Source organism: Streptomyces sp. BK340, assembly GCF_007827595.1.
Lineage (GTDB): Bacteria > Actinomycetota > Actinomycetes > Streptomycetales > Streptomycetaceae > Streptomyces.
This window is the reverse complement of record NZ_VISR01000005.1, coordinates 58,553-78,933: the sequence shown is the minus strand read 5'-3', so window position 1 is coordinate 78,933 and position 20,381 is coordinate 58,553. Positions and strand designations below refer to the sequence as shown.

The 20,381-nt window shown below is 72.0% G+C and carries 18 protein-coding genes; 5 read left to right on the top strand and 13 right to left on the bottom strand.

Annotation, left to right across the window (positions count from 1 at the left end; all coding sequences use genetic code 11):
• Positions 1–77 precede the first annotated feature (77 nt).
• From efeB to FB157_RS12175, 6 genes are all read right to left on the bottom strand, one after another.
• Positions 78–1,361 (bottom strand): iron uptake transporter deferrochelatase/peroxidase subunit, encoded by a 1,284-nt coding sequence (gene efeB / locus FB157_RS12200; RefSeq protein WP_145878848.1) that lies wholly within the window; start codon positions 1,359–1,361, stop codon positions 78–80.
• Positions 1,362–1,369: 8 nt separating this feature from the next.
• Positions 1,370–3,331 (bottom strand): copper resistance CopC/CopD family protein, encoded by a 1,962-nt coding sequence (locus FB157_RS12195; RefSeq protein ID WP_145878846.1) that lies wholly within the window; start codon positions 3,329–3,331, stop codon positions 1,370–1,372.
• Between the two features lie 13 nt (positions 3,332–3,344).
• Positions 3,345–3,812 (bottom strand): copper chaperone PCu(A)C, encoded by a 468-nt coding sequence (locus FB157_RS12190; protein WP_145878844.1) that lies wholly within the window; start codon positions 3,810–3,812, stop codon positions 3,345–3,347.
• Positions 3,809–4,462 (bottom strand): SCO family protein, encoded by a 654-nt coding sequence (locus FB157_RS12185; RefSeq protein ID WP_145878842.1) that lies wholly within the window; start codon positions 4,460–4,462, stop codon positions 3,809–3,811. The genes FB157_RS12190 and FB157_RS12185 overlap by 4 nt, the downstream gene beginning before the upstream one ends.
• Positions 4,463–4,552: 90 nt before the next feature.
• Positions 4,553–5,287, bottom strand: coding sequence for a YcnI family protein (locus FB157_RS12180; protein ID WP_145878840.1), 735 nt, complete (start codon positions 5,285–5,287; stop codon positions 4,553–4,555).
• A gap of 178 nt (positions 5,288–5,465) precedes the next feature.
• Positions 5,466–6,293 carry a hypothetical protein gene (locus tag FB157_RS12175; protein WP_186581469.1) on the bottom strand — a complete coding sequence of 276 codons (828 nt, stop codon included), beginning with the start codon at positions 6,291–6,293 and terminating at the stop codon, positions 5,466–5,468.
• 243 nt (positions 6,294–6,536) lie between these two features.
• Here FB157_RS12175 and FB157_RS12170 point away from each other — a divergent pair, with 243 nt between their 5' ends.
• Positions 6,537–6,980, top strand: coding sequence for an ATP-binding protein (locus tag FB157_RS12170; protein ID WP_145878838.1), 444 nt, complete (start codon positions 6,537–6,539; stop codon positions 6,978–6,980).
• Positions 6,981–7,018: 38 nt separating this feature from the next.
• The gene (locus tag FB157_RS12165; RefSeq protein WP_145878836.1) at positions 7,019–7,597 is read left to right on the top strand and encodes a GNAT family N-acetyltransferase; all 579 of its coding nucleotides are present in this window, start codon (positions 7,019–7,021) and stop codon (positions 7,595–7,597) included.
• A gap of 195 nt (positions 7,598–7,792) precedes the next feature.
• On the opposite strand, the gene FB157_RS12160 is transcribed toward FB157_RS12165, so the two are convergent.
• The 4 genes from FB157_RS12160 to FB157_RS12145 form a co-directional block, all read right to left on the bottom strand.
• The gene (locus FB157_RS12160) at positions 7,793–9,019 is read right to left on the bottom strand and encodes an MFS transporter (RefSeq protein ID WP_145878834.1); all 1,227 of its coding nucleotides are present in this window, start codon (positions 9,017–9,019) and stop codon (positions 7,793–7,795) included.
• Positions 9,020–9,087: 68 nt separating this feature from the next.
• Complete coding sequence (locus FB157_RS12155; RefSeq protein WP_145878832.1) at positions 9,088–10,452, bottom strand: PLP-dependent aminotransferase family protein; 1,365 nt, start codon at positions 10,450–10,452, stop codon at positions 9,088–9,090.
• Positions 10,453–10,545: 93 nt separating this feature from the next.
• Positions 10,546–12,033, bottom strand: a complete 1,488-nt coding sequence (locus FB157_RS12150; RefSeq protein ID WP_145879407.1) for an aminopeptidase P family protein — start codon at positions 12,031–12,033, stop codon at positions 10,546–10,548.
• 156 nt (positions 12,034–12,189) lie between these two features.
• Positions 12,190–13,617: a PP2C family protein-serine/threonine phosphatase gene (locus FB157_RS12145; RefSeq protein WP_145878830.1), complete on the bottom strand. Its 1,428-nt coding sequence runs from the start codon at positions 13,615–13,617 to the stop codon at positions 12,190–12,192.
• A gap of 605 nt (positions 13,618–14,222) precedes the next feature.
• Here FB157_RS12145 and FB157_RS12140 point away from each other — a divergent pair.
• Complete coding sequence (locus FB157_RS12140; RefSeq protein WP_145878828.1) at positions 14,223–14,888, top strand: bifunctional DNA primase/polymerase; 666 nt, start codon at positions 14,223–14,225, stop codon at positions 14,886–14,888.
• 56 nt (positions 14,889–14,944) lie between these two features.
• Positions 14,945–15,571: a hypothetical protein gene (locus FB157_RS12135; RefSeq protein WP_261386280.1), complete on the top strand. Its 627-nt coding sequence runs from the start codon at positions 14,945–14,947 to the stop codon at positions 15,569–15,571.
• 259 nt (positions 15,572–15,830) lie between these two features.
• Here FB157_RS12135 and FB157_RS12130 read toward each other — a convergent pair whose 3' ends face one another.
• The 3 genes from FB157_RS12130 to FB157_RS12120 all read right to left on the bottom strand — a co-directional run bounded on the left by FB157_RS12130 (position 15,831) and on the right by FB157_RS12120 (position 18,609).
• The gene (locus FB157_RS12130; protein ID WP_145878826.1) at positions 15,831–16,793 is read right to left on the bottom strand and encodes a DUF5926 family protein; all 963 of its coding nucleotides are present in this window, start codon (positions 16,791–16,793) and stop codon (positions 15,831–15,833) included.
• 178 nt (positions 16,794–16,971) lie between these two features.
• Positions 16,972–17,610 carry an ATP-binding protein gene (locus FB157_RS12125; protein WP_145878824.1) on the bottom strand — a complete coding sequence of 213 codons (639 nt, stop codon included), beginning with the start codon at positions 17,608–17,610 and terminating at the stop codon, positions 16,972–16,974.
• A gap of 141 nt (positions 17,611–17,751) precedes the next feature.
• The gene (locus FB157_RS12120; protein WP_145878822.1) at positions 17,752–18,609 is read right to left on the bottom strand and encodes a glycerophosphodiester phosphodiesterase; all 858 of its coding nucleotides are present in this window, start codon (positions 18,607–18,609) and stop codon (positions 17,752–17,754) included.
• Between the two features lie 296 nt (positions 18,610–18,905).
• Between FB157_RS12120 and FB157_RS12110 the strand changes: the two genes are divergently transcribed.
• Complete coding sequence (locus FB157_RS12110; protein WP_145878820.1) at positions 18,906–20,372, top strand: S1C family serine protease; 1,467 nt, start codon at positions 18,906–18,908, stop codon at positions 20,370–20,372.
• Positions 20,373–20,381 lie beyond the last annotated feature (9 nt).

Here is a 20,381-nt window from a genome sequence, read left to right as displayed (position 1 = left end):
TCACCCTAATGGGCGCCGGTGAACGCGGCCCTCGTGTCTCACGGACGCCACTCGACCGGGTGGTTTGAAACCCGGAATCACCCCTCCAGCAGCCGCTGTCCCACGTACTCTCCCTCGGCCGCGCCGCCGGGCACTGCGAACAGACCGCTCGACTCGTGCCGGATGTACTTCGACAGCGCGTCCCCGCGGTCGAGCTTGCGCTGCACCGGTACGAAGCCGCGCAGCGGGTCCGCCTGCCAGCAGACGAAAAGCAGCCCGGCGTCCGGCGTCCCGTCCGTGTCGATGCCGTCGTGGTAGGAGAACGGGCGCCGCAGCATGGCCGCGCCGCCGTTGCGGTCGGGCCGGGTGATCCGGGCGTGGGCGTTGACCGGGACGACGTACTCGCCCTTGGCGTCGGCCTTCTCCAGGTCCATCGGGGTCGTCTCACGGCCTCCGGACAGCGGCGCACCGTCGGCCTTGCGGCGTCCGATGACCGCCTCCTGGGCCGTGAGCGACAGCTTCTCCCAGTCGTCGAGGAGCATGCGGATACGGCGCACGACGGCGTAGGAGCCGTTCGCCATCCACGCGGGCTCTCCCGAGGCGGGCACGAAGATCCGCTTGTCGAAGTCGGCGTCGGCCGGCTTGGGATTGCGGGTGCCGTCGAGCTGGCCCATGAGGTTGCGGGCCGTCATCGGGTGGGCGGTGGCGCCGGGGGTGCGGTTGAAGCCGTTCATCTGCCAGCGGACCCGGGCCGCGCTGCCGGCGTCCTTCTGGATCGCGCGCAGCGCGTGAAAGGCGACCAGAGCGTCGTCGGCGCCGATCTGCACCCACAGGTCGCCGTCGCTGCGCGCCTTGTCGAGCTGGTCGGAGGAGAAGTCGGGCAGCGGGTCGAGGGCGCCCGGCCGCTGCTTCTCCAGACCGGTCCTGCCGAAGAAGCTGTGACCGAAGCCGAAGGTGATCGTCAGCGCGGACGGGCCCGCGTCCCGGGCCACATCGGTGTCGTCGTGCGGCGCCGCCTCGCCCGCCATGAGCCGCTCGGCCGTCGCCGACCAGCGGCGCAGCAGGGCCGCCGCCTCCTTGCGGCCCGCGCCCGCCGTCAGGTCGAAGGCGACGAGGTGACCGCGGGCCTGCAGTCCCTCGGTGATGCCGGCCTGATGTTTCCCGTGAAACATCGCCCGATCGGAGCCCACCGAGGTCAGCGGGGTGGCCTGGGCGGGCGCGGCCGCGTAGCCCACGGCTCCGCCGGCCGCGCCGAGCACGAGCCCGGTGGCCCCGGCGGTGCCGATCAGCGCGCGCCGGGTGATGCCGTGGCCGCCGTCGGCGGCGGGCTCCCGCACCGCGGACTCGGGCGTACGGGCCTGGGGAAGGGACTGGTCGGGCATGGTGTGGTTCAGCCGATCTGCGCGTTCTTGGAGACGGTCACCTGGTCGATGTCGGAGGTCCGCACGGTCACGGCGATCTTCCAGTCGCCCGCCATGGGGATCTGCACGCTGCTCGCGGACCAGTGGCCGGTGGTGATGTGGTCGGGGGTCACCGGAAGCGGCCCGATCTTCTTCGCCGTGAGGGTGAAGGCGACCTTCACCTCGGGGATGTCGAAGGCGCGCCCGTTGGGCCGCTGGACGTAGACGTGCATCTCGTTGCCGCCCACGCGAGCGGGGTCGAGGTCGACCCGCACGAGGCCCTTGCCGTCGGTGCCGCCGGTGTCGAAGGGCATGTCCAGGGTCAGCGTGCCCGAGGAACTCGACGCGGAGGAGGACGAGGACGACGTGGCCGCCTTGGCCTCCAGCTCGGTGCGGCCCGGTTCGGTCTGGGTGAGCCAGGTGGTGACGGCGAGCAGCACGACCGCGACGCCGGCCTCGGCGAGTACCGAGCGGCGCAGACCGAAGCGGTTCGCGTCGGCGTCCCGCAGCCGCTTCTGCCGGGCGGTGTCCACCGCGGCCCGCTGCCGGGCGAGCTGGGCGGCGCGCTTGCCGTCACCGGGGACGGCGCCCTTGCCGGTGTTCTTCTCGCTGTCCTTGCCGGCGGTGGCCTTCGACGCGGAGACGCGCACCTTCTCGTGCTCCTCGGCGCCTTCCTTCCCGGACTGCCTCGCCTTCCTGGCGGCGGTGACCGTGTTCGTGACGTCCGCCAGACGTCCCGTCCAGCGCCGCGAGATCCACGCGATCCCCACCAGCAGCGCCACCAGCCCGATCTTGACCAGCAGCAGCTGTCCGTACCGGGTCTCGGTGAACGCGGACCAGGAACCGAGCTGGCGCCAGGACTGATAGGTGCCGGTGGCGACCAGGGCGAGGACGGAGCCGAACGCGAGGCGGGAGAACCGGTGGACGGCGGCCGTCTCGACCGGCGTGTCCGCGGGGGCCCGGTACAGGGCGACGAGCAGCGCGGTCAGACCGCCCAGCCAGGCGGCGACGGCCAGCAGGTGGAGGACGTCGACAGGCATGGCGATGCCCGGCTGGAGCCCGGTGGAGGCGTGCTCGGCCATGGCCCAGCTCGCCGCGAGCCCGGCGGCCACGACCACTCCGCCGATGGCGAGCCCGAAGGTCAGGTCACGCTTCTCCTCGGCCTCCTCCCGGCGGTTGTAGGCGCCGAAGAGGACGGCGATGAACAGCGCGGCGGCGGCGAGCAGCAGCAGCCGGGAGACCAGCGCGGCGCCGGTCTTGGTCTGCAGCACCTGGCCGAGCAGGTCGAGGTCGAAGACGTCCCCGAACTTCCCGGAGGAGGTGTAGGCGCCGCGCAGGAGCAGCAGCCACAGGGTGGCCGCGGTGAGCGCGAGCCAGCCGCCGACCACGAGCCGCTGCAGGGCCCGTACGCCCGAGCCGCGCTGCCAGCAGGCCAGTACGAAGGCGGCACCGCCCGCCAGCACGATGAAGCCGGCGTACGAGACGTACCGTCCGAACGCGTAGAGCCAGCCGACGGCCGTGTCGTTCGCCGCGGTCCCGACCCCGGAGACGACGGTCTGCGAGGGCGCCCCGATGGAGAAGGTGAAGGCGCCGGAGACGGGGTGGCTGTCCGCCGAGACGACCTGGTAGGCGACCGTGTAGGTGCCCTTGGCCAGGCCGCTCTTCAGCTGCACGGCGTACGTCGTCCCGCTCACGTTGGCGGGCGAGCCCACCTGGGCCTTCTTGCCCTTGGGGTCGAGGACCTGCAGCGAGTCGTCGTTCATCGCCACCTTCTCGGAGAAGGTGAGCGACACCTGGGTGGGCGCCTTGTCGACCACCACCCCCTGAGCGGGGTCGCTGCCGGTCAGTGCGGCATGCGCGGAGGCCGGTCCGGCGCCCGCGAGCAGCGCGCCGGCGACGGCGAGAAGCAGCAGCACCAGGGTCCGCAGACGGGGGGTGATGGTCCGGGTCAAGGTGGTCCCTCCCTCAGTGGCCGGTCGACGGGTTGTACGTGGCGGACTCCACCGGCATCTCGACGGTGAGGGGTCCGGACTTGGCGAAGGTGAGCTTCAGGGTGACCTTCTGCCCCTGCTCCGGCCTGCGCTTCAGCTTCTCGAACATCAGATGGTTGCCACCGCTTTTGAACACGAGTTGACCGTGCGCCGGGACGGCGAAGGAGGTCTTCTCCGCCATGGCCCCGCCGACGGTGCTGTGCATGGTGACCTGGCCGGCGACGTCGCTGGTGACCGAGGTCAGCTCGTCCTTCGCGCCGCCCCTGTTGGTGATCGTCAGGAACCCGGCGGCCATGTCGGCGGAGACCGGCTGGGGCATGTAGGACGAACGCACCGACAGCTCGGCCTTGGCGGAGCTCGAGCCGGAGCCGGAGCCGGTGCCGCAGCCGGCGAGTGCGAGGGCGCCCGCGAGTGCGGCCGCGGTCAGGACGGCACGCCTCACGGCTTGGCTCCCTCGACGAGCTTCGGCAGGTCCTTGGTGTAGTCGTCGACCGTGGCGTCCTCGCCGTAGAGGACGTAACCCCCGTCGGTCTTCGGCGAGAACGCGATGACCTGGGTGCCGTGCACCGAGACGGCCTTGCCGTTCTTGTCCTTCTTCGTCGGCTCGATGGAGATGCCGAGGGAACGGGCGCCGGCCTGGATGGTGGAGAAGTCGCCGGTCAGGCCGATGAACTGGGTATCGATGCCCTTGAGCCACTTGCCCAGTTCGGTGGGGGTGTCGCGGTCGGGGTCGGTGGTGACGAAGACGACCCTCAGGTCGTTCTGCGCGGCCTTGGGCAGCGCCTTCTTGGCGACGGCGATGTTGCTCATCGTCGTCGGGCAGATGTCGGGGCAGTGCGTGTAGCCGAAGTAGACCAGGGTCGGGTGGCCCTTGGTCTCGCCACGCAGGTCGTACTTCTTGCCGTGCGTGTCGGTGAGGACCAGATCGGGCTTCTCGAACGGCTGGTCGAGGACGGTCGCGGCCTTGCCCGAGTCGGTCTCCTCGGAGACCACGGCGACGGGCGACTTTCCGTCGCCACCGCTGCCGCAGGCGGAGAGGGTCAGGGTGGCGGCGGCGAGCAGCGCGGCCGCGGCGAAGGTCTTCTTGCGCATAGAAAAATGTCCCAGATGTGAGAACTCCGGTGCGCACCGGGGTCGTACGACAGCCTCGCACGACCCCTGGTGCGCATGTGGAACGGTGGGTCAGGCGGCCCGGCGCCGGCCGGCGAGGACGCCGTAGGCCACGCCCGCGGCACCGATGACGATGCCGACCACGCCGAGCACGCGCGCGGTGGTGTCGCTGTCGCCCTTCGCGTCCGCGTCGGCGGCCGCCGTCGTCTCGTTCTTGGCGTCGGACTTGTCGGAGGCGTCCTCGGCGGTCGAGGTGCCGTGGTGGTCACCGGTGGCGGCGGCCAGCTCCAGCACCGGGGCCGGGTTCTCCGGCTCCTCCTGGCCCTCCTTCTGCGCCTCGATCCAGCGCACGACCTCCTTGTTGGAGTACGTCTGGATCGCCTTGAACACGAGCTGGTCGGTGTCCTCGGGCAGGGCGCCGACCGAGAGCGGGAACTTCTGGAAGTAGCCGGGCTCGATGCCGTCGCCGTCGGCGGTCCAGGTGACCTTGGTGACGGCCTCGTCGATCTTCTCGCCGTGCATGGTCAGCGGCTTGGCCAGCTTTGACTTGGTGACCTCGATCTTCCAGCCCTGGATCGGCTCCGGCATCACGGAGGCCAGCGGGTGGTCGGCGGGGAAGTTCACCTCGACCTTGGTGGTCGAGGCGTCGTCCCGCTCGTTGGGGACCTTGAAGTCGACGACCGCGTAGCCGCCCTTGGCCGCGGTGCCTTCGGGCTGCACGCTGACGTGCGCGAAGGCGGGGGCGGACAGCGCGAGAACGGCCGTGCCCGCGACGGCAGCGGCGGCGGCGATGCGAGAAGTCTTCATGGCGGGGAGCACTCCACTCCGAGTGAGTTCCGGTGGTGTTCAGGAGTACGCGTGCGCGTGGCGGCACCACTCGTGGTGCCGTGGGTCCGAGGTGCGCACGCGCGCGTGCCGCACGACGGCGGCCGCTCCCGTCCGGTTCTCCGTTTCCGGCTCCGGTGGAGTTGATGGTCGCGTCGTGTCAGGCGGCGAGGAGGAACGCGGCGGCGGGCGGGCCGCGCCGGATCACCGTGTGCTGGAGTGCGGTGGTGTGCGGGACGGGTTCCTCGTCCCGGTCGGTACGACGGCCCCGCGGGCCGGGCTCGGCCCCGGGCAGCAGCCCGGCGCACAGGGCGCACACCAGTGCCAGCGCCCCGCGCAGGGATCGTACGAGCGCCCCCTCCGCGACTCCGTGCGCCGACAGCGCGATCAGCCGCAGCACGGCCAGGTCGCCGCGGCGCAGCAGCCATCCGGCGGCGAGTGCCGCGAGGACGTGGCCGAGCAGCATCGGCAGGGAGGGCAGCAGCGACGCCGAGGAACCGGTGGCGTCGGCCATGTGGTGCATGGCCGGCGTGGCGCCCACGGCCCGGCCCGAGGGGTCGATGAGGTGCGCGTCGAGCAGGAGCCGGTAGGCGTGCCCGGGGGTGAGCGCCGAGGGGCTGGAACCGCACACGAGCCGGGCGGCCCGTTCGACGAGGACACCGCTGCTCAGCGACCCGTCGGCCGAACTCATCGGCATCGCGGCGGTCGTCCCGTGCTGCCCCAGCCCGAACAGCGTGTGCAGCACGGTCTGGCCGAGCGCGAGCAGCGCCGCGATGCCGGGCAGCGAGCGCTGCCGTCCGGCGAGCGGTGCCACGAGCAGCAGGGAGCCCAGGAATCCCGCGCCGAGCGTCCACAGCGGCACGCGCGCGCAGGAGGCCAGTGTGTGCCCGGCCGCGGCCAGCGCGACACAGACCGCGGCGAACACCGCGGCCCGCAGGAACCGGAGTCCGGCTCCGGAGCGCGCCGTGCGCGGGTGAGGGGCAGTCATGGCGGCCTCATCATCGCACTGGCCTTACCCGGTTCCTACGGCAGGGCGCGGAATCCGGCCCCGGCGAAAAAGATCACCGAAAAGAATGGAAGATCACCCTCCGCCCGGGGACCTGCCCTCATACACCGATTCCTCCAGGGATGCATCGACCGTATGGGCGGAGTCACGTCAACGGTGTGCTTACGGCCGTGTACGGGCGGCAATAGGTAACTGTATGTCGAGCCGCGGCCAGGAGGCTGGAGCATGAGCATCTGGTGGTCACTCCATCTGCGGCGCGAGGCTGCGAGCGTCCCGCTCGCCCGGCGGCTGCTGATCGGCACGATGGAGACGGCGGGCGTCGACCCGGACGTCTCCTACGACCTGTCCGTCGCCCTCAGCGAGGCCTGCGCGAACGCGGTCGAGCACGGCGGGGGCTCGCGCGACGGCTCCTCGGAGGCCTACCGGGTGACCGCCTACCTCGACGGCGAGAAGTGCCGGATCGAGGTGGCCGATGCCGGGCCCGGGTTCACCCGCACCCAGGACATCAGGCCCGCCCGTGCGGACGCCGAGCACGGCCGCGGGCTCTGTCTGATCCGGGAACTCGCCGATCACGTGCACATCGGTGCCAAGCCGGGCCGGGGCGGGACGGTGGTGAGCTTCGACAAGATGCTCAAGTGGAAGAAAGATCCTTCCCTGCTTACGGCATGACGGTCCCTCCCCTGAGTCCGCGCGGCTATGGTGCGCGCATGCATGGCAGAGACCTGGAATTGCAGCACGAGAAAATAGCTGGCGGCGTGATCCTGCGTCCGCTCGCCGCGGCCGACGCTTTCGCGCTCGCCTCCGCCTATACGGAGAACCGTAAACACCTGGAACCCTGGGAGCCGGTCAGGCCGGAATCCTTCTTCACCACCGAGGGTCAGGCGGAGCGTATCGACGGGCTGCTGCGGCAGTTCACCGAGGGCGCGTTGGTGCCCTGGGTGTTCGAGGCTCCGGACGGCCGGATCGTCGGGGCGATCACCTTGTCCGGTATTTCGCACGGCCCCTTCTGCAGTTCCTATCTCGGGTACTGGGTGGCCGCCGACCAGCAGAACCAGGGGCTGGCCAGCTCCGCGGTGGAGCAGGTCTGCCGTATCGCCCGGGACACGATCGGACTGCACCGGATCGAGGCGTCCACGCTGACCGACAACACCGGTTCGCAGCGGGTTCTGACGAAATGCGGATTCGAGACGATCGGACTTGCGCCCGATTACCTCCATATCAACGGGGAATGGCGGGACTGCCGGCTCTTCCAGCGCGTGCTGCACGACCACGCTCCGGTTCCGTAAGGCACTTTCTCGCCCAAGGGTGCGTTTTCGGTCTTCTTCTCGGACTTTCCTTCCTTCACCGCGCTTTCCCAGGCCGCCCGGCGGACCGACGAGCGGCGTTCCTGACTTCCTCGGCCATGACGGGAAAGCATAGAAACACCTCGATCACCCGGCGCCGGGCCCTCGCGGGGGCGCTGTTCCCGGACGCGTTGCCGGTCAGCCCGCGAGGGCCGGCTCGGTGACCTTCCGCCCGGCACGGCCGGCGGCCCGGCGGGCCGCCGGCCCCATCGCACAGGCCGCCACCGGCATCAGCGCGCCCAGCAGCAGCCAGCCCGGGGTGCCCCAGCCCATCAGCAGCGAGGTCACCACCAGCGGCCCGAGGGTGCGGGCCACCGTGACGCCCGTGCCGAAGAAGCCCTGGTACTCACCCATCCGGTCGGCCGGGGCGAGGTCGAAGGACAGCTGCCACGAGCCCGCCGACTGCTGCATCTCCGCGACGACCTGCAGCACCGCGCCGGCCACCAGGATCACCGCAGCGGGCCACGCGGACCGGCCCGCCGACAGCGCGAACACCGCGCAGGACACGAACATCACCACCCCGGACCGGCGCAGCGCCCGTACCGCCGTGGCCGGCCCGGTGACGGCACGGGCCGCCCGCACCTGGAACAGCGTGACCACCCCGGTGTTGAGGACGAACAGCGCCGAGGCCAGCCAGGCCGGCGCCCCGGTCCGCTCCGTGATCCACAGCGGCAGCGCGAGGCTCAGCAGCGGCAGACGCAGCAGCAGTACGGCGTTGAGCAGCGCGAGCAGCGCGTACGGCCGGTCGCGCAGGACGGCGAACCGCTGCTCCCGGCGCCCGCCCGGCGTAGCCACCGCCGTCGCCGGAGCCACCGCCGGCAGTCGCAGCAGGATCAGCGCGCACACCACGAAGCACACGGCGTCGAGCATCAGCACCGCCCGGTACGCCCCCGCCGTACCGGCGTTCAGCGCGAGACCGCCGAGCGCCGCGCCGACCGCCAGCCCTGCGTTCAGCGTCGACTGCAGCCGCGCCAGCAGCCCCGTGCGCTCTCCGGCCGGCACCAGCCCCGCCAGCAGCGCCTGCCGGGCCGCCGCCAGACCCGACTGCGCCGAGGCGTAGGCACAGGCGGCGAGGACGAACGGCACGAACCCCCGCACCAGGAGGAACGACCCGACTGCCGCCGCGGTTCCCAGCGCCAGCAGTACCGCAGTCCCGCGCGCCCCGCGCCGGTCGGCGATCCGCCCGAGCGGCACCCCGACCAGCGAGCCGACCGCCCAGGCGAGCGTCAGCCCGAGCCCCACGCGCGCGGGCGCCAGGCCGACGACGCGGGTGAAGTACAGCGCCGAGGTGACGTAGAAGGCGCCGTCCCCGACGGAGTTGGCGAGCTGGGCGAGGGCCAGGAAGCGCTGCGGACGGTTCGTCATACCGATGACGGTAGGCACTCATTGGCTCCATGAGCAGGCCCAATCCATGGCTGCTTCACTGGTCCACTTCAGGCCTCCAGGACCTTCGCCAGCACCTCCAGCGCCTCCGGATACGCCCGCTCGCGGGGGGTGCCGTAGCCGACGACCAAGCCCTGCGGCCGGCCTTCGGCGGGGGTCTGCCAGTGGGTGCCCAGACGGCCGACGGCGAGTCCCTCCGCCTCGGCGCGGGCCACCGCCTCGGCCTCGTCGGGGACGTCGATCAGCGCGTGCAGCCCGGCCGCGATGCCGCGCACGTTCCGCCGCGCCCCCAGCCGGTCCAGCAGCTGGTCCCGGCGGCGCCGGTAGCGCAGCCGGCACGCGCGTACGTGCCGGTCGTAGGCGTGGCTGTCGATCAGCTCGGCGAGTGCCAGCTGCCCGATGGTCTCGGTGTGGTGGTCGCTGTGCAGCTTGGCGTCGGCGACCGCGTCGACCAGCTGCGGCGGCAGCACCATCCAGCCGAGCCGCAGCGCGGGGCCGAGGGTCTTGGAAGCGGTGCCCAGATAGACGACCTGACCCGGGGCCATGCCCTGCAGCGCGCCCACCGGCTGGCGGTCGTAGCGGAACTCGCCGTCGTAGTCGTCCTCGACGATGAGCCCCCCGCGCGCGCGTGCCCAGTCGGTGAGGGCGCGGCGCCGCTCGGGGTGCAGGGTCACACCGGTCGGGTACTGGTGGGCCGGGGTGACCACCACGGCGGCCGCCTCGCCCAGTTCTGCCGGACGGACCCCGCGCTCGTCCACCCGCACCGGCAGCACGGTCCCGCCGTTGCGCCGCACCACCTCCCGGTGGAATGGCAGCCCCGGGTCCTCCATCGCGATCGAGGCGCCGTCCAGCACGCGGGTGAGGAGCGCGAGTCCCTGGACGTACCCGGAGGTGACCACGATCCGCTCCGGCGGCGCGAGCACCCCGCGCGCCCGCCCGAGGTAACCCGAGAGCGCGGTACGCAGTTCGATCCGGCCGCGCGGGTCGCCGTAGTCGTACGCCAGTGAGGGCGCCGTCGCTATGGCCCGGCGCAGCGCGCGCAGCCAGGCCGCGGCCGGGAACGCGCCCACGTCGGGACTGCCCGGCCGGAGGTCGAAACGCGGCGCACGCGTGTGCGGCGGCGTTCCCGGCGCCTCCTCCCGCAGGGCCGGCAGCTCGGCGACCCGGGTGCCCGACCCCTGCCGGGCCGTGAGATAGCCCTCGGCGACGAGCTGGTCGTACGCCGACTTCGCCGTGCCGCGCGAGATGCCGAGTTCCGTCGCGAGCCGCCGGGTGGCCGGCAGCCGGGTGCCGGGTGCGAGCCGCCCGTCGCGTACGGCGTCCCTGAGCGCCCGTTCCAGACCGACCCGGCGGCCGTCGGCCGCGTCGGGTTCGAGATGCAGGTCCACACCCACACCGGACCAGAAGTCGTCCACGAAAACCCTCCCCCTAGGCACGTGAATCCTGCGCACGCGTACGGACACGCCGATGGCCGGGCACCTTCCGGGTGCCCGGCCATCAGTGTCATATCAGCCCTTGAGGGACGCCATCCAGGCTTCCACCTCGTCGGAGCGGCGCGGCAGGCCGTCCGAGAGGTTCCGGTTGCCGTCCTCGGTGACGAGGATGTCGTCCTCGATGCGGACGCCGATGCCCCGGTACTCCTCGGGCACCGTCAGGTCGTCGGCCTGGAAGTACAGGCCCGGCTCGACGGTGAGCACCATGCCCGGCTCCAGCGTGCCGTCGACGTACGTCTCGGTCCGCGCGGCCGCGCAGTCGTGGACGTCCAGGCCGAGCATGTGGCCGGTGCCGTGCAGGGTCCAGCGGCGCTGCAGGCCCAGCTCCAGGACGCGCTCGACCGGGCCCTCGACCAGGCCCCACTCGACGAGCTTCTCGGCGAGCACGCGCTGGGCGGCGTCGTGGAAGTCGCGGAACTTGGCGCCCGGCTTCACGGCCGCGATACCGGCCTCCTGGGACTCGTACACCGCGTCGTAGATCTTCTTCTGGATCTCGCTGTACGTGCCGTTGACCGGCAGCGTGCGCGTGATGTCGGCGGTGTACAGCGTGTGCGTCTCCACGCCCGCGTCCAGCAGGAGCAGGTCGCCGGAGCGGACCGGGCCGTCGTTGCGGACCCAGTGCAGCGTGCAGGCGTGCGGGCCGGCCGCGCAGATGGAGCCGTAGCCGACGTCGTTGCCCTCCACGCGCGCGCGGAGGAAGAACGTGCCCTCGATGTAGCGCTCGCTGGTCGCCTCGGCCTTGTCGAGGACCTTCACGACGTCCTCGAAGCCGCGCACGGTGGAGTCGACGGCCTTCTGCAGCTCGCCGATCTCGAACTCGTCCTTGACCAGCCGGGCCTCGGAGAGGAAGACCCGCAGCTCCTCGTCGCGCTCGGCGGTGACCTTGTCGGTCAGGGCGGCCTCGATGCCGGCGTCGTAACCGCGGACGACCCGCACCGGGCCGGTGGCCTCGCGCAGGGCGTCGGCCAGCTCGCGCACGTCGGAGGCCGGGATGCCGTGGAGCGCCTCGGACTCGGTCAGCGAGTGGCGGCGGCCCACCCACAGCTCGCCCTGGCCGGAGAGCCAGAACTCGCCGTTCTCGCGGTCGGAGCGGGGCAGGAGGTAGATCGTCTCCTTGTGGCCCTCCGCGGTCGGCTCCAGGACCAGGACGCCGTCCTCGGTCTGGTTGCCGGTCAGGTACGCGTACTCGACCGAGGCGCGGAAGGCGTACTCGGTGTCGTTGGAGCGGGTCTTCAGGTTGCCCGCGGGGACGACGAGGCGCTCGCCCGGGAAGCGCGCGGAGAGCGCGGCACGGCGACGGGCGGTCTCGGCTGCCTGCGGGATCGGCTGCAGGTCGTGCAGCTCGGTGTCGGCCCACCCGGACTTCATGTTCTCGGCCAGCTCGTCGGAGACGCCCGGGTACAGGCCGTTCTTCCGCTGCTTGATGGGCTCCTCGGACTCAGCTTCCGGGCCCGCTGCGGTAGCAGCTTCATCGGGCACAGCCGGGTTGAGCTCGTCGGACACGTGATCCTCCTCGGTACGCATGTGATCTCCCCCCGGGCCCGCGACGCTCATGCTTGTGGCCGAGCGGGGACCTCCATCATCGTACGGTCGTACACAATGCGACCCGGGCCGGAAGACCTGTTATGCCCACCCATGCGAGGCGGTGCGGGAGCGCTCTCAGTCGAAGCGGGCCGTCAGCAGGACCACGTCCTCCTCGCTGTCGGCCGTGTCCAGACCGCCCGGCAGGACGGTGCGCAGCACGTGGTCGGCGATGGCCCCCGGGTCCCGGCGCATGGGGCGCGGGATGCTCGCGGCGGCCGCGTGCAGCCGGGCGAAGGCACGGTCCATGGGGTCGCCGGTGCGGTGCAGCAGCCCGTCGGTGTAGAGCAGGACGGTTTCTCCTGCTTCGGCCTGGATCTCCACGCTCGGCGCCTCCCAGCAGGCGAGCATGCCGAGCGGAGCGGAGACGGAGGTCTCGGCGAACTCGGTGCGGCGCTCGCCGATCAGCAGGGGCGGGCTGTGCCCGGCGCCGGCCAGGGCGATCCTGCGCAGGGCCGGCTCGCAGTAGGCGAACAGGGCGGTGGCCGAGCGGGCGGGCTCGGTCAGGCGCAGCAGCAGCTCCAGGTCGGACAGGACGGCGACCGGGTCCTCGCCCTCCATCACGGCGTACGCGCGCAGGGAGGCGCGCAGCCGGCCCATGGCGGCCACCGCGCTGGGGCCCGAGCCGGTGACCGAGCCGACGGAGAGGCCGAGGGCGGCGTCGGGCAGCGGCAACGCGTCGTACCAGTCGCCGCCCCCGCGCGGACCGGTGCGGTGCCGGGCGGCGAGCTGGACGCCGGCCACCCGAGGCAGCCGGGAGGGGAGCAGCTCCTCGGCGAGGGTCGCCGCACGCGCGCGCGTGCGCTCCACCTCCACCAGCAGGGCGAGGTGCTCGGCGGCGTGGCGGACGTACAGGCCGATCAGGTGGCGGTGGTGCTCGTCCGGCTCGGCGGCCTCGTCGTACAGCCACGCGGCGGCGCCGAGGCGGCCGGCGGACTCGGCGGTCAGGGGCAGGGCGTAGCTGGCGGCGTAGCCGAGGCGGGCGGCCACCTCGCGGTGGCGGGGGTCGAGGCCCTCCTCGGCGAACAGGTCGGCGTGCACGATCTCGGCGGTGCCGGCGCCGGTGCCGAGGAGGGGGCCGTAGGGCTGCGAGCCGCGCGGCACGGTCTCCAGGTGGCCGAGGTCGGCGCGGCCGAGGCCGAGGCCGAGGGAGGTGCGGGGACCGAGTCCGCCGGCGGGTTCCAGGACGACCAGACCGCGGCGGGCGCCGACGAGGGCGGCTCCGGCGCGCAGCAGCTCCTCGAGGGCGGGCTCGAGTGCGTCCGTGCGGGACAGGCGTTCGGTGAGTTCGTGGAGGGTCGTGAGGTCCGAGACCCAGGTGGCCAGGCGGTCCTGGAGCAGGGTGCCGGGGGCGGGGCCGGCGGGGGCCGGGGTGCTGCTGACCGGCGGTGCGGTGTCCGGGGAGGGGCCGGCGCCCGGGGCGGCGGGTGTGGGCGCGACAGTGTGTGCGGGTGGGGGAACCGCTGGATCGATTCCAGCCACTTTCGGAGGGTGCGGGGCGCTCATGGCGTCCGGCTTTCAGACCGGTGCGTATTGCTCAGAAGCATCGCAAACCCCCATGTCATTCTGCGCCGCTAGCAGTGTCTCCACATGTACACGCACTCGTGAGGGGATGTCCAGCATTGTCCTGCGGGGATTCCTGGTGTCCATGGGTCTGATGTGGGTTTCTTCCGAAACCCTTGCCTTACTGCCAAGTTGGCTTAAAACTGCCTCAGGTATCGGTCCATTGCGGTCGACTGGCCTTGCTCTACTGAGCGTCACAGCGGTCGTGATGGGTACGTACTCGGTGAAGGCCAGGGGTGGTTGGGGGCCACCCGGAACCTGGCGACGGACCCGGGCGTCATAGCCACCGACGGCCGAGCCCCATCCTCCCTGGCGGAGGCGGAGAGAAATACGCGCGACGGCAAAACGCCAGACTTCGCCACCCCCACGCCGCACCCGTGCTTTTGATAGACGCACTAAGGACGCGGCCAACGCTCGACCGTTTGGGGTTCCCCTTGCTGTGCGCAGGGGTGTGATGCGCCAACAGGTACGCACAGTGAAGTGATCGACACATGGTGTGATGTGGTCCACGGTGTTGCCAGCGGTGCAACGGAAAGGAACGAGCGCTCATGCGCGAGATCCTCGGAAGGCGACGCAGGCTCCTGTCCAGGCGGAAAGACGGGAGGCCTGAGCTGATCGGCGCGGCTCTGACCTTCGCGACGGAATGGCAGTGGCCCGTGCTCCCGGGCGTGGCCCCGGATCCGCAGGGACGGGCCCGCTGCGCGTGCCCCGACCCGGAGTGCACGGTGCCCGGTGCGCACCCCTTCGACCCGGGCCTGCTCGCCGCCACGACCGACGCGCGCATGGTGCGCTGGTGGTGGAGCAACCGGCCGGGCGCCCCGATCATCCTCGCCACCGGCGGCAACGCGCCCTGCGCGGTCAGCCTGCCGGCGCCCGCGGCGGCCCACGCCCTCGACCTGCTCGACCGGCGGGGCATGCGTCTCGGCCCGGTGATCGCCGCACCGACCCGCTGGTCGGTGCTCGTCAAGCCGTACTCCATGGAGCAGCTCGGCGAGCTGCTCTACGCCAAGGACTTCGTGCCCGGCTCGCTGCGCTTCCACGGCGAGGGCGGCTACCTCGCCCTGCCTCCCTCCGGGACCGGCCACGGCGCCGTCCGCTGGGAGCGCGCGCCGCTGCCGGGGTCGGCTTCGCCCTGGGTGCCCGACGTGGAGGCAGTGGTGGACGCGGTGGTCGACGCCCTCACTCGTACGGGTGTGAGCGCGCCCGAGTTGTAGGGGTGTCGGGCGCGGGCGCCGCCCGATGCCCGTCCATGGTCGTTATCTTCCGCTACATGCTGCGCATTTCTGGGGGCCAGGGCACTCGTTCGCCGCACCGCGGCGGGCCGGACCCCCGAAGGCTTCGTCTGCTCGCCCTCGCGGGCGTCGTGGTGGCCGCCGTCGTGCTGCCGCTTGCCGTGGCGTCCGCGGGGCAGGTGGGCGACGCCGCGGGACCTCCGGCGGCGGGCGGCCGGTCCGGCGCGCACGCGCCGTCGGCCAAGTCGTCCAGGGCCTCGTCCTCGGACGGGGACGCGAAGATGCCCTCCGTCGATCCCACGCGCTCCCCGCTGCTGCTCGGCCTGGGCCTGGCCACCGCCGCCCGCTGCGGGCCGGAGCTCTCCTCCCCCGAGGGCGTCGAGGCGCAGACCTGTGTGCTGACCCAGGGCGAGGACACCTGGGCGCGTACCTACTACCGCAACGCCACCGGCGAGGCCGTCGACGCCGTGCTGAGCCTGCTGCAGCCGGGCGGCCGGGCCGTGCAGACGCACTGCGCCACGGACGCCGACGACGAGCCCGCCACCTGTGAGACACCCCGCGGACGCACCCGGGGCTCGCTGGACGGCTACAGCGCCGTCGCCGAGTTCTCGGCGCGCGGCGCCGACGGGCGGCTGCTGCTGCACTCGGGCAGCAACTCCGAGTAGAGGAACGGGAGTTGACGCCACCCGGCGCGCTGTACACCGGATGCGGACATGGAAAGGCCCGGTTGCTGGCGACGGGGGATGCACCAGCAACCGGGCTACTGGAACGGTAACAAGAGATCGGCGGTTCGCAAATTCGATCTCGGCTATTCGGACAACGATTTCCCTGCCCCGACGGGGAGTTGTGACAGGAGTCACCTGTTTCGGGCACCGCTGTCACGGCTGACCGACCGTTCAGCCGTGACACGTGCCCCGGGGGAGGTCAGCTGAGGGTGACCTGCCGGTTGGTCAGTCCGCCGCGCGCGCGGCGCTCGTCGACCGTGAGCGGCTCGGTGACCGCGAGGGCGGCGGCGAGCCGCTCGGCGAACTCGGCGGCCGGCTTCTCCACGTCGTCGGCCGTGACCCCGCTCGGCAGGTCCCAGACCGGCACCGTGAGGCCGTGAGCACGGAAGGAGCCCACCAGCCGGGTGCCCTCGCCGAGGCTGGAGCGGCCGGCCGCGTGCAGCCGGGCGAGAGCGTCCAGAAGCTGCTCCTCCGGGTGCGGCATGACCCAGCGCAGGTGGTTCTTCTCGGGGGTCTCGCACCAGTAGGCGGCGTCCACGCCGGACAGCTTCACGGTCGGGATGGCTGCGGCGTTGGCCCGCTCCAGGGAGGCGGCCACGTCCGGGGTGGCGTTCTCCGCGTCCGGCACCCAGAACTCGAAGCCGCTGTGCACAACTGGCTCGAACGCGCCTTCCGGCTCGAGCAGGTCCTGCAGGCGCGGACCCCCGGCGGGGGCGCGGCGGCCCTCCACCGGCGTGCCGGGCGCGGCTTCCAGCGCACGCTGGAGCGTGTCGGCGAGGTCGCGGCTGATGTCGCCGGAGGGCGTGTCGTTCTGCAGGCCGAGCAGGACCGAGCCGTCGTCGCGGCGCAGCGCGGGCCAGGCCATCGGCAGCACCGTGGCGAGCGTGACCGACGGGACGCCCTCGGGCAGGCCGCTGCTGAGGGTCAGCTCCACCGTGGCGGCCGGCACCAGCTCGCGCAGCGCCACCCAGTCGCACTCGCCCGGGAGCCCCTCGAACGGACGCTGCACCAGCTCGGTCGCGGCGTGCGCGGCGGCCCGGCCGTGGCAGGCCTTGTAGCGCCGGCCGCTGCCGCAGGGACAGGGCTCGCGGGCGCCGACAACCGGGATCTCTCCGTCCGTGATCTGCGGCTTGGCCTTCGTCTGGGGTCGCTTCTTGGCCATCGTGGGGTCTCCCGGTTACGGCTCGTCTGGTACGGGCGGGAGCCTAGCCGTTCGCGCCACGGCCGACGGGAACCTGTGGACAACGGACACTTGGGCGACGCCGACAGGGTGAACCTGTGGACGGCTCACCTGTCTCCGCGCGGCTCGGGCGGTCCGGTTCCACTGCTCCCCGGCGCGCTCAGTCCAGGTCGTCGAACGCGTCCGCGAAGTCCAGATCGGCCATGGCCGCGACCGTGGAGGAGGTGACGCGCGTAGCGAAACCGCCGGGGCGGTACCCGGCATCCGGATCATGGACGTCCTCGTTGACCACGACCCAGACCGTCACCTCGCCGTGGATGTCGTCCCGGACGCCCCAGTCGTCCGCCAGAGCCGTGATGATGTTCAGCCCGCGGCCGCCGTGCGCGGTCACCGACGGGGTGGCCGGAGCCGGGCGGGTCGGGCCGCCGCCGTCCGTCACCTCCACGGTAAGCCGCCCGCGCGTGTCCACCCGCCAGGCGGCGCGTACGTCGCCGTCCCCGGGCGGAGCGTCGCCCAGGGGCCGCCCGTGTTTGCAGGCGTTGCTCAACAGCTCCGAAAGGATCAGTACGGCATCGTCGATGACCGATTCCGACACCCCGCCGCTGCGCAACTGCGCACGCATCCGGTGCCTGGCCCTACCTACGCCCGCAGGGCCATGGGGTACGGCCATGCTCGACGACGTGGGCACCTCCTGTGCCACCACCAACGCCACCCCCGAGACCTCCTTTGCCCCACGCCACGGTGTGGATGCCCCATTGGCCTGTACCGGAAACCGGCCAATCCCCTTCCGGTGACGCATTCGCAACGACCGCATACGGAACGAATGCGCCGGAGCACTCCCTGTGACGGGCCTGTCATCGTGTGGCTGGAATTCAGCGGTGTGGCCGAGATTGGAGGATCGTCGAGCCGGGCGGCCGGGTCAAGGGGTGTGCACCGGTCCTTACCCGGCTCTTGTTGGCCCGCTTCCCGCTCGGCGACCCAGCCGCTCCAGCACCGCGCGCGGGCGGTTGGTGATGATGGCGTCGATGCCCAGCTCCACACAGAGGTCGACGTCCTCGGGCTCGTTCACGGTCCAGACGTGGACCTGGTGACCGGCGCGCTTCAGCCGCTCCACGTAGGCCGGGTGGTTGCGCACGATCCGGATCGAGGGGCCCGCGATCCCCACGCCCGCCGGCAGCCGTCCGTCGCGCAGCCGGGGTGAGAGGAACTGGACCAGGTACACCGTCGGCAGCGTCGGTGCCGCGGCCCGCACACGCTGCAGCGAGCGGGCCGAGAAGCTCATGATCCGCACCTGCGACTCGGCGGCCGAGGCCGGTGCGTCCAGCCCGAACCGTTTCAGCAGGAGCAGCAGCCGCTCCTCCACCTGTCCGGCCCAGCGGGTGGGGTGCTTGGTCTCGATGGCCAGTTCCACCCGCCGCCCGGCGTCCGCGACCAGCTCCAGCAGTCGTTCCAGGGTGAGTACGGAGGTGTCCGCAGGATCCTCCGGACGGTGCTCCCAGTCGGGCTCCTCGTCGCGTCCGCGCCAGGCCTCGCGCGTCTTCCAGGATCCGAAGTCCAGGGCGGCGAGATCGGCCAGCTCCAGGGCGGAGACGGCTCCGCGGCCGTTCGAGGTGCGGTTCACCCGACGGTCGTGGACGCAGACCAGATGGCCGTCGGCGGTCAGCCGTACGTCGCACTCCAGGGCGTCCGCGCCGTCCTCGATCGCCTTCTTGTAGGCGGCCAGGGTGTGTTCGGGCGCGTCTTCGGAGGCGCCCCGGTGGGCGACGACCTGGATGGGGTGCTGTGGTGCGTGGGTCACCGCGTCATGGTGCCACCCGCGCGGGGTACGCGGGGCGGCGCGGGAGGGGTCCGTGCGGCGAACGGAGGCACCCGCCATGCCCTTTTATGTAACTTTTGCCAGAAAGGTCCTATGTAAAGGATGACCCTGGACCCACAGCCACCGCTTATGGTGCTCTGACGGCCCGTGGGAAAAACTGACTGCATACAAGCACGACGCAGGACCATGCACAGCTGTTCGCAACGGACCGGCGACAGCGTGAACGAGCGTGACCGAGTGCGACCTATGACAACAGCCGTGGATCGAGGAGAAGAGCTGTGAGCACCGAGAACGAGGGCAACGCGGTACCCCCGGCGCCGTCCGTACCTCCCGTGCCGGTGGCATCTCCTGCAGCCTCCCCGCAGGGCCCCGTGCCCGACGGAGCGCCGACGGCCCAGCTTCCGCCGGTGCCCCCGGGCACCCCGGGTGCGCCCGAGCACGGTACGGCGCAGGCCGCACCGGCCCACCAGAGTCCGGTCGGCGGACACCAGCCCCCGGCCGGCTACCCCGGCCCCGCCCCCGAGGGCTCCTGGCCGCCTCCGGCCGCGCCCGCCTACGGCGACGCCGGCTCCGGCGGCTCCGGCACCGTCTGGGGTGCGTCGTACCAGCAGCCCGCCCCCAAGCCCCGCAACGGGCGCGGTGGGCTGGTCGCCGCGGTCCTGGTGGCCGCGCTGGTCGCGGGCGGTCTGGGCGGCGGCCTCGGCTACACCCTGGCCAAGGACAACGACAACGGCTCCACCACCGTCTCCGCCTCCGACAGCAGTGCCTCTCAGGTCAGGCGCGCGCCCGGCACCATCGCCAACGTGGCCGCCAGGGCGCTGCCGAGCACCGTAACCATCGAGGCGGAGAGCACCAGCGGCGAGGGCGGCACGGGCACCGGTTTCGTCTTCGACAAGCAGGGCCACATCGTCACCAACAACCACGTGGTGGCGGACGCGGTGGACGGTGGCAAGCTCACGGCCACCTTCCCGAACGGCAAGAAGTACGACGCGGAGATCGTCGGCCACGCGCAGGGCTACGACGTCGCCGTCATCAAGCTCAAGAACGCCCCCTCCGACCTGAATCCCCTCACCCTCGGTGACTCGGACAAGGTGGCCGTCGGCGACGAGACGATCGCCATCGGCGCCCCCTTCGGGCTGTCGAACACGGTCACCACGGGCATCATCAGCGCCAAGAACCGCCCCGTGGCCTCCAGCGACGGCAACTCGTCCAGCAAGGCGTCCTACATGAGCGCCCTGCAGACCGACGCGTCGATCAACCCCGGCAACTCGGGTGGCCCGCTGCTGGACGCCTCCGGCTCGGTCATCGGCATCAACTCGGCGATCCAGTCCACCGGCAGCGGCGGATTCGGCTCCGGCCAGTCCGGTTCGATCGGCCTCGGCTTCGCGATCCCGATCAACCAGGCCAAGTACGTCGCCCAGCAGCTGATCAAGAACGGCAAGCCGGTGTACGCCAAGATCGGCGCCTCCGTCTCCCTGGAGGAGTCCACCAACGGCGCGAAGATCACCGACCAGGGCGCGAGCGGTGCCGCCCCGGTCGAGTCGGGCGGCCCGGCCGACAAGGCCGGCCTCAAGCCCGGCGACGTCATCACCAAGCTCGACGACAACGTGATCGACAGCGGTCCGACCCTGATCGGCGAGATCTGGACCCACAAGCCCGGCGACAAGGTCACGATCACCTACACGCGCGGCGGCCAGGAGCACACGGTGGACCTCACCCTCGGCTCGCGGGCGGGCGACAGCTGACCCGCACGC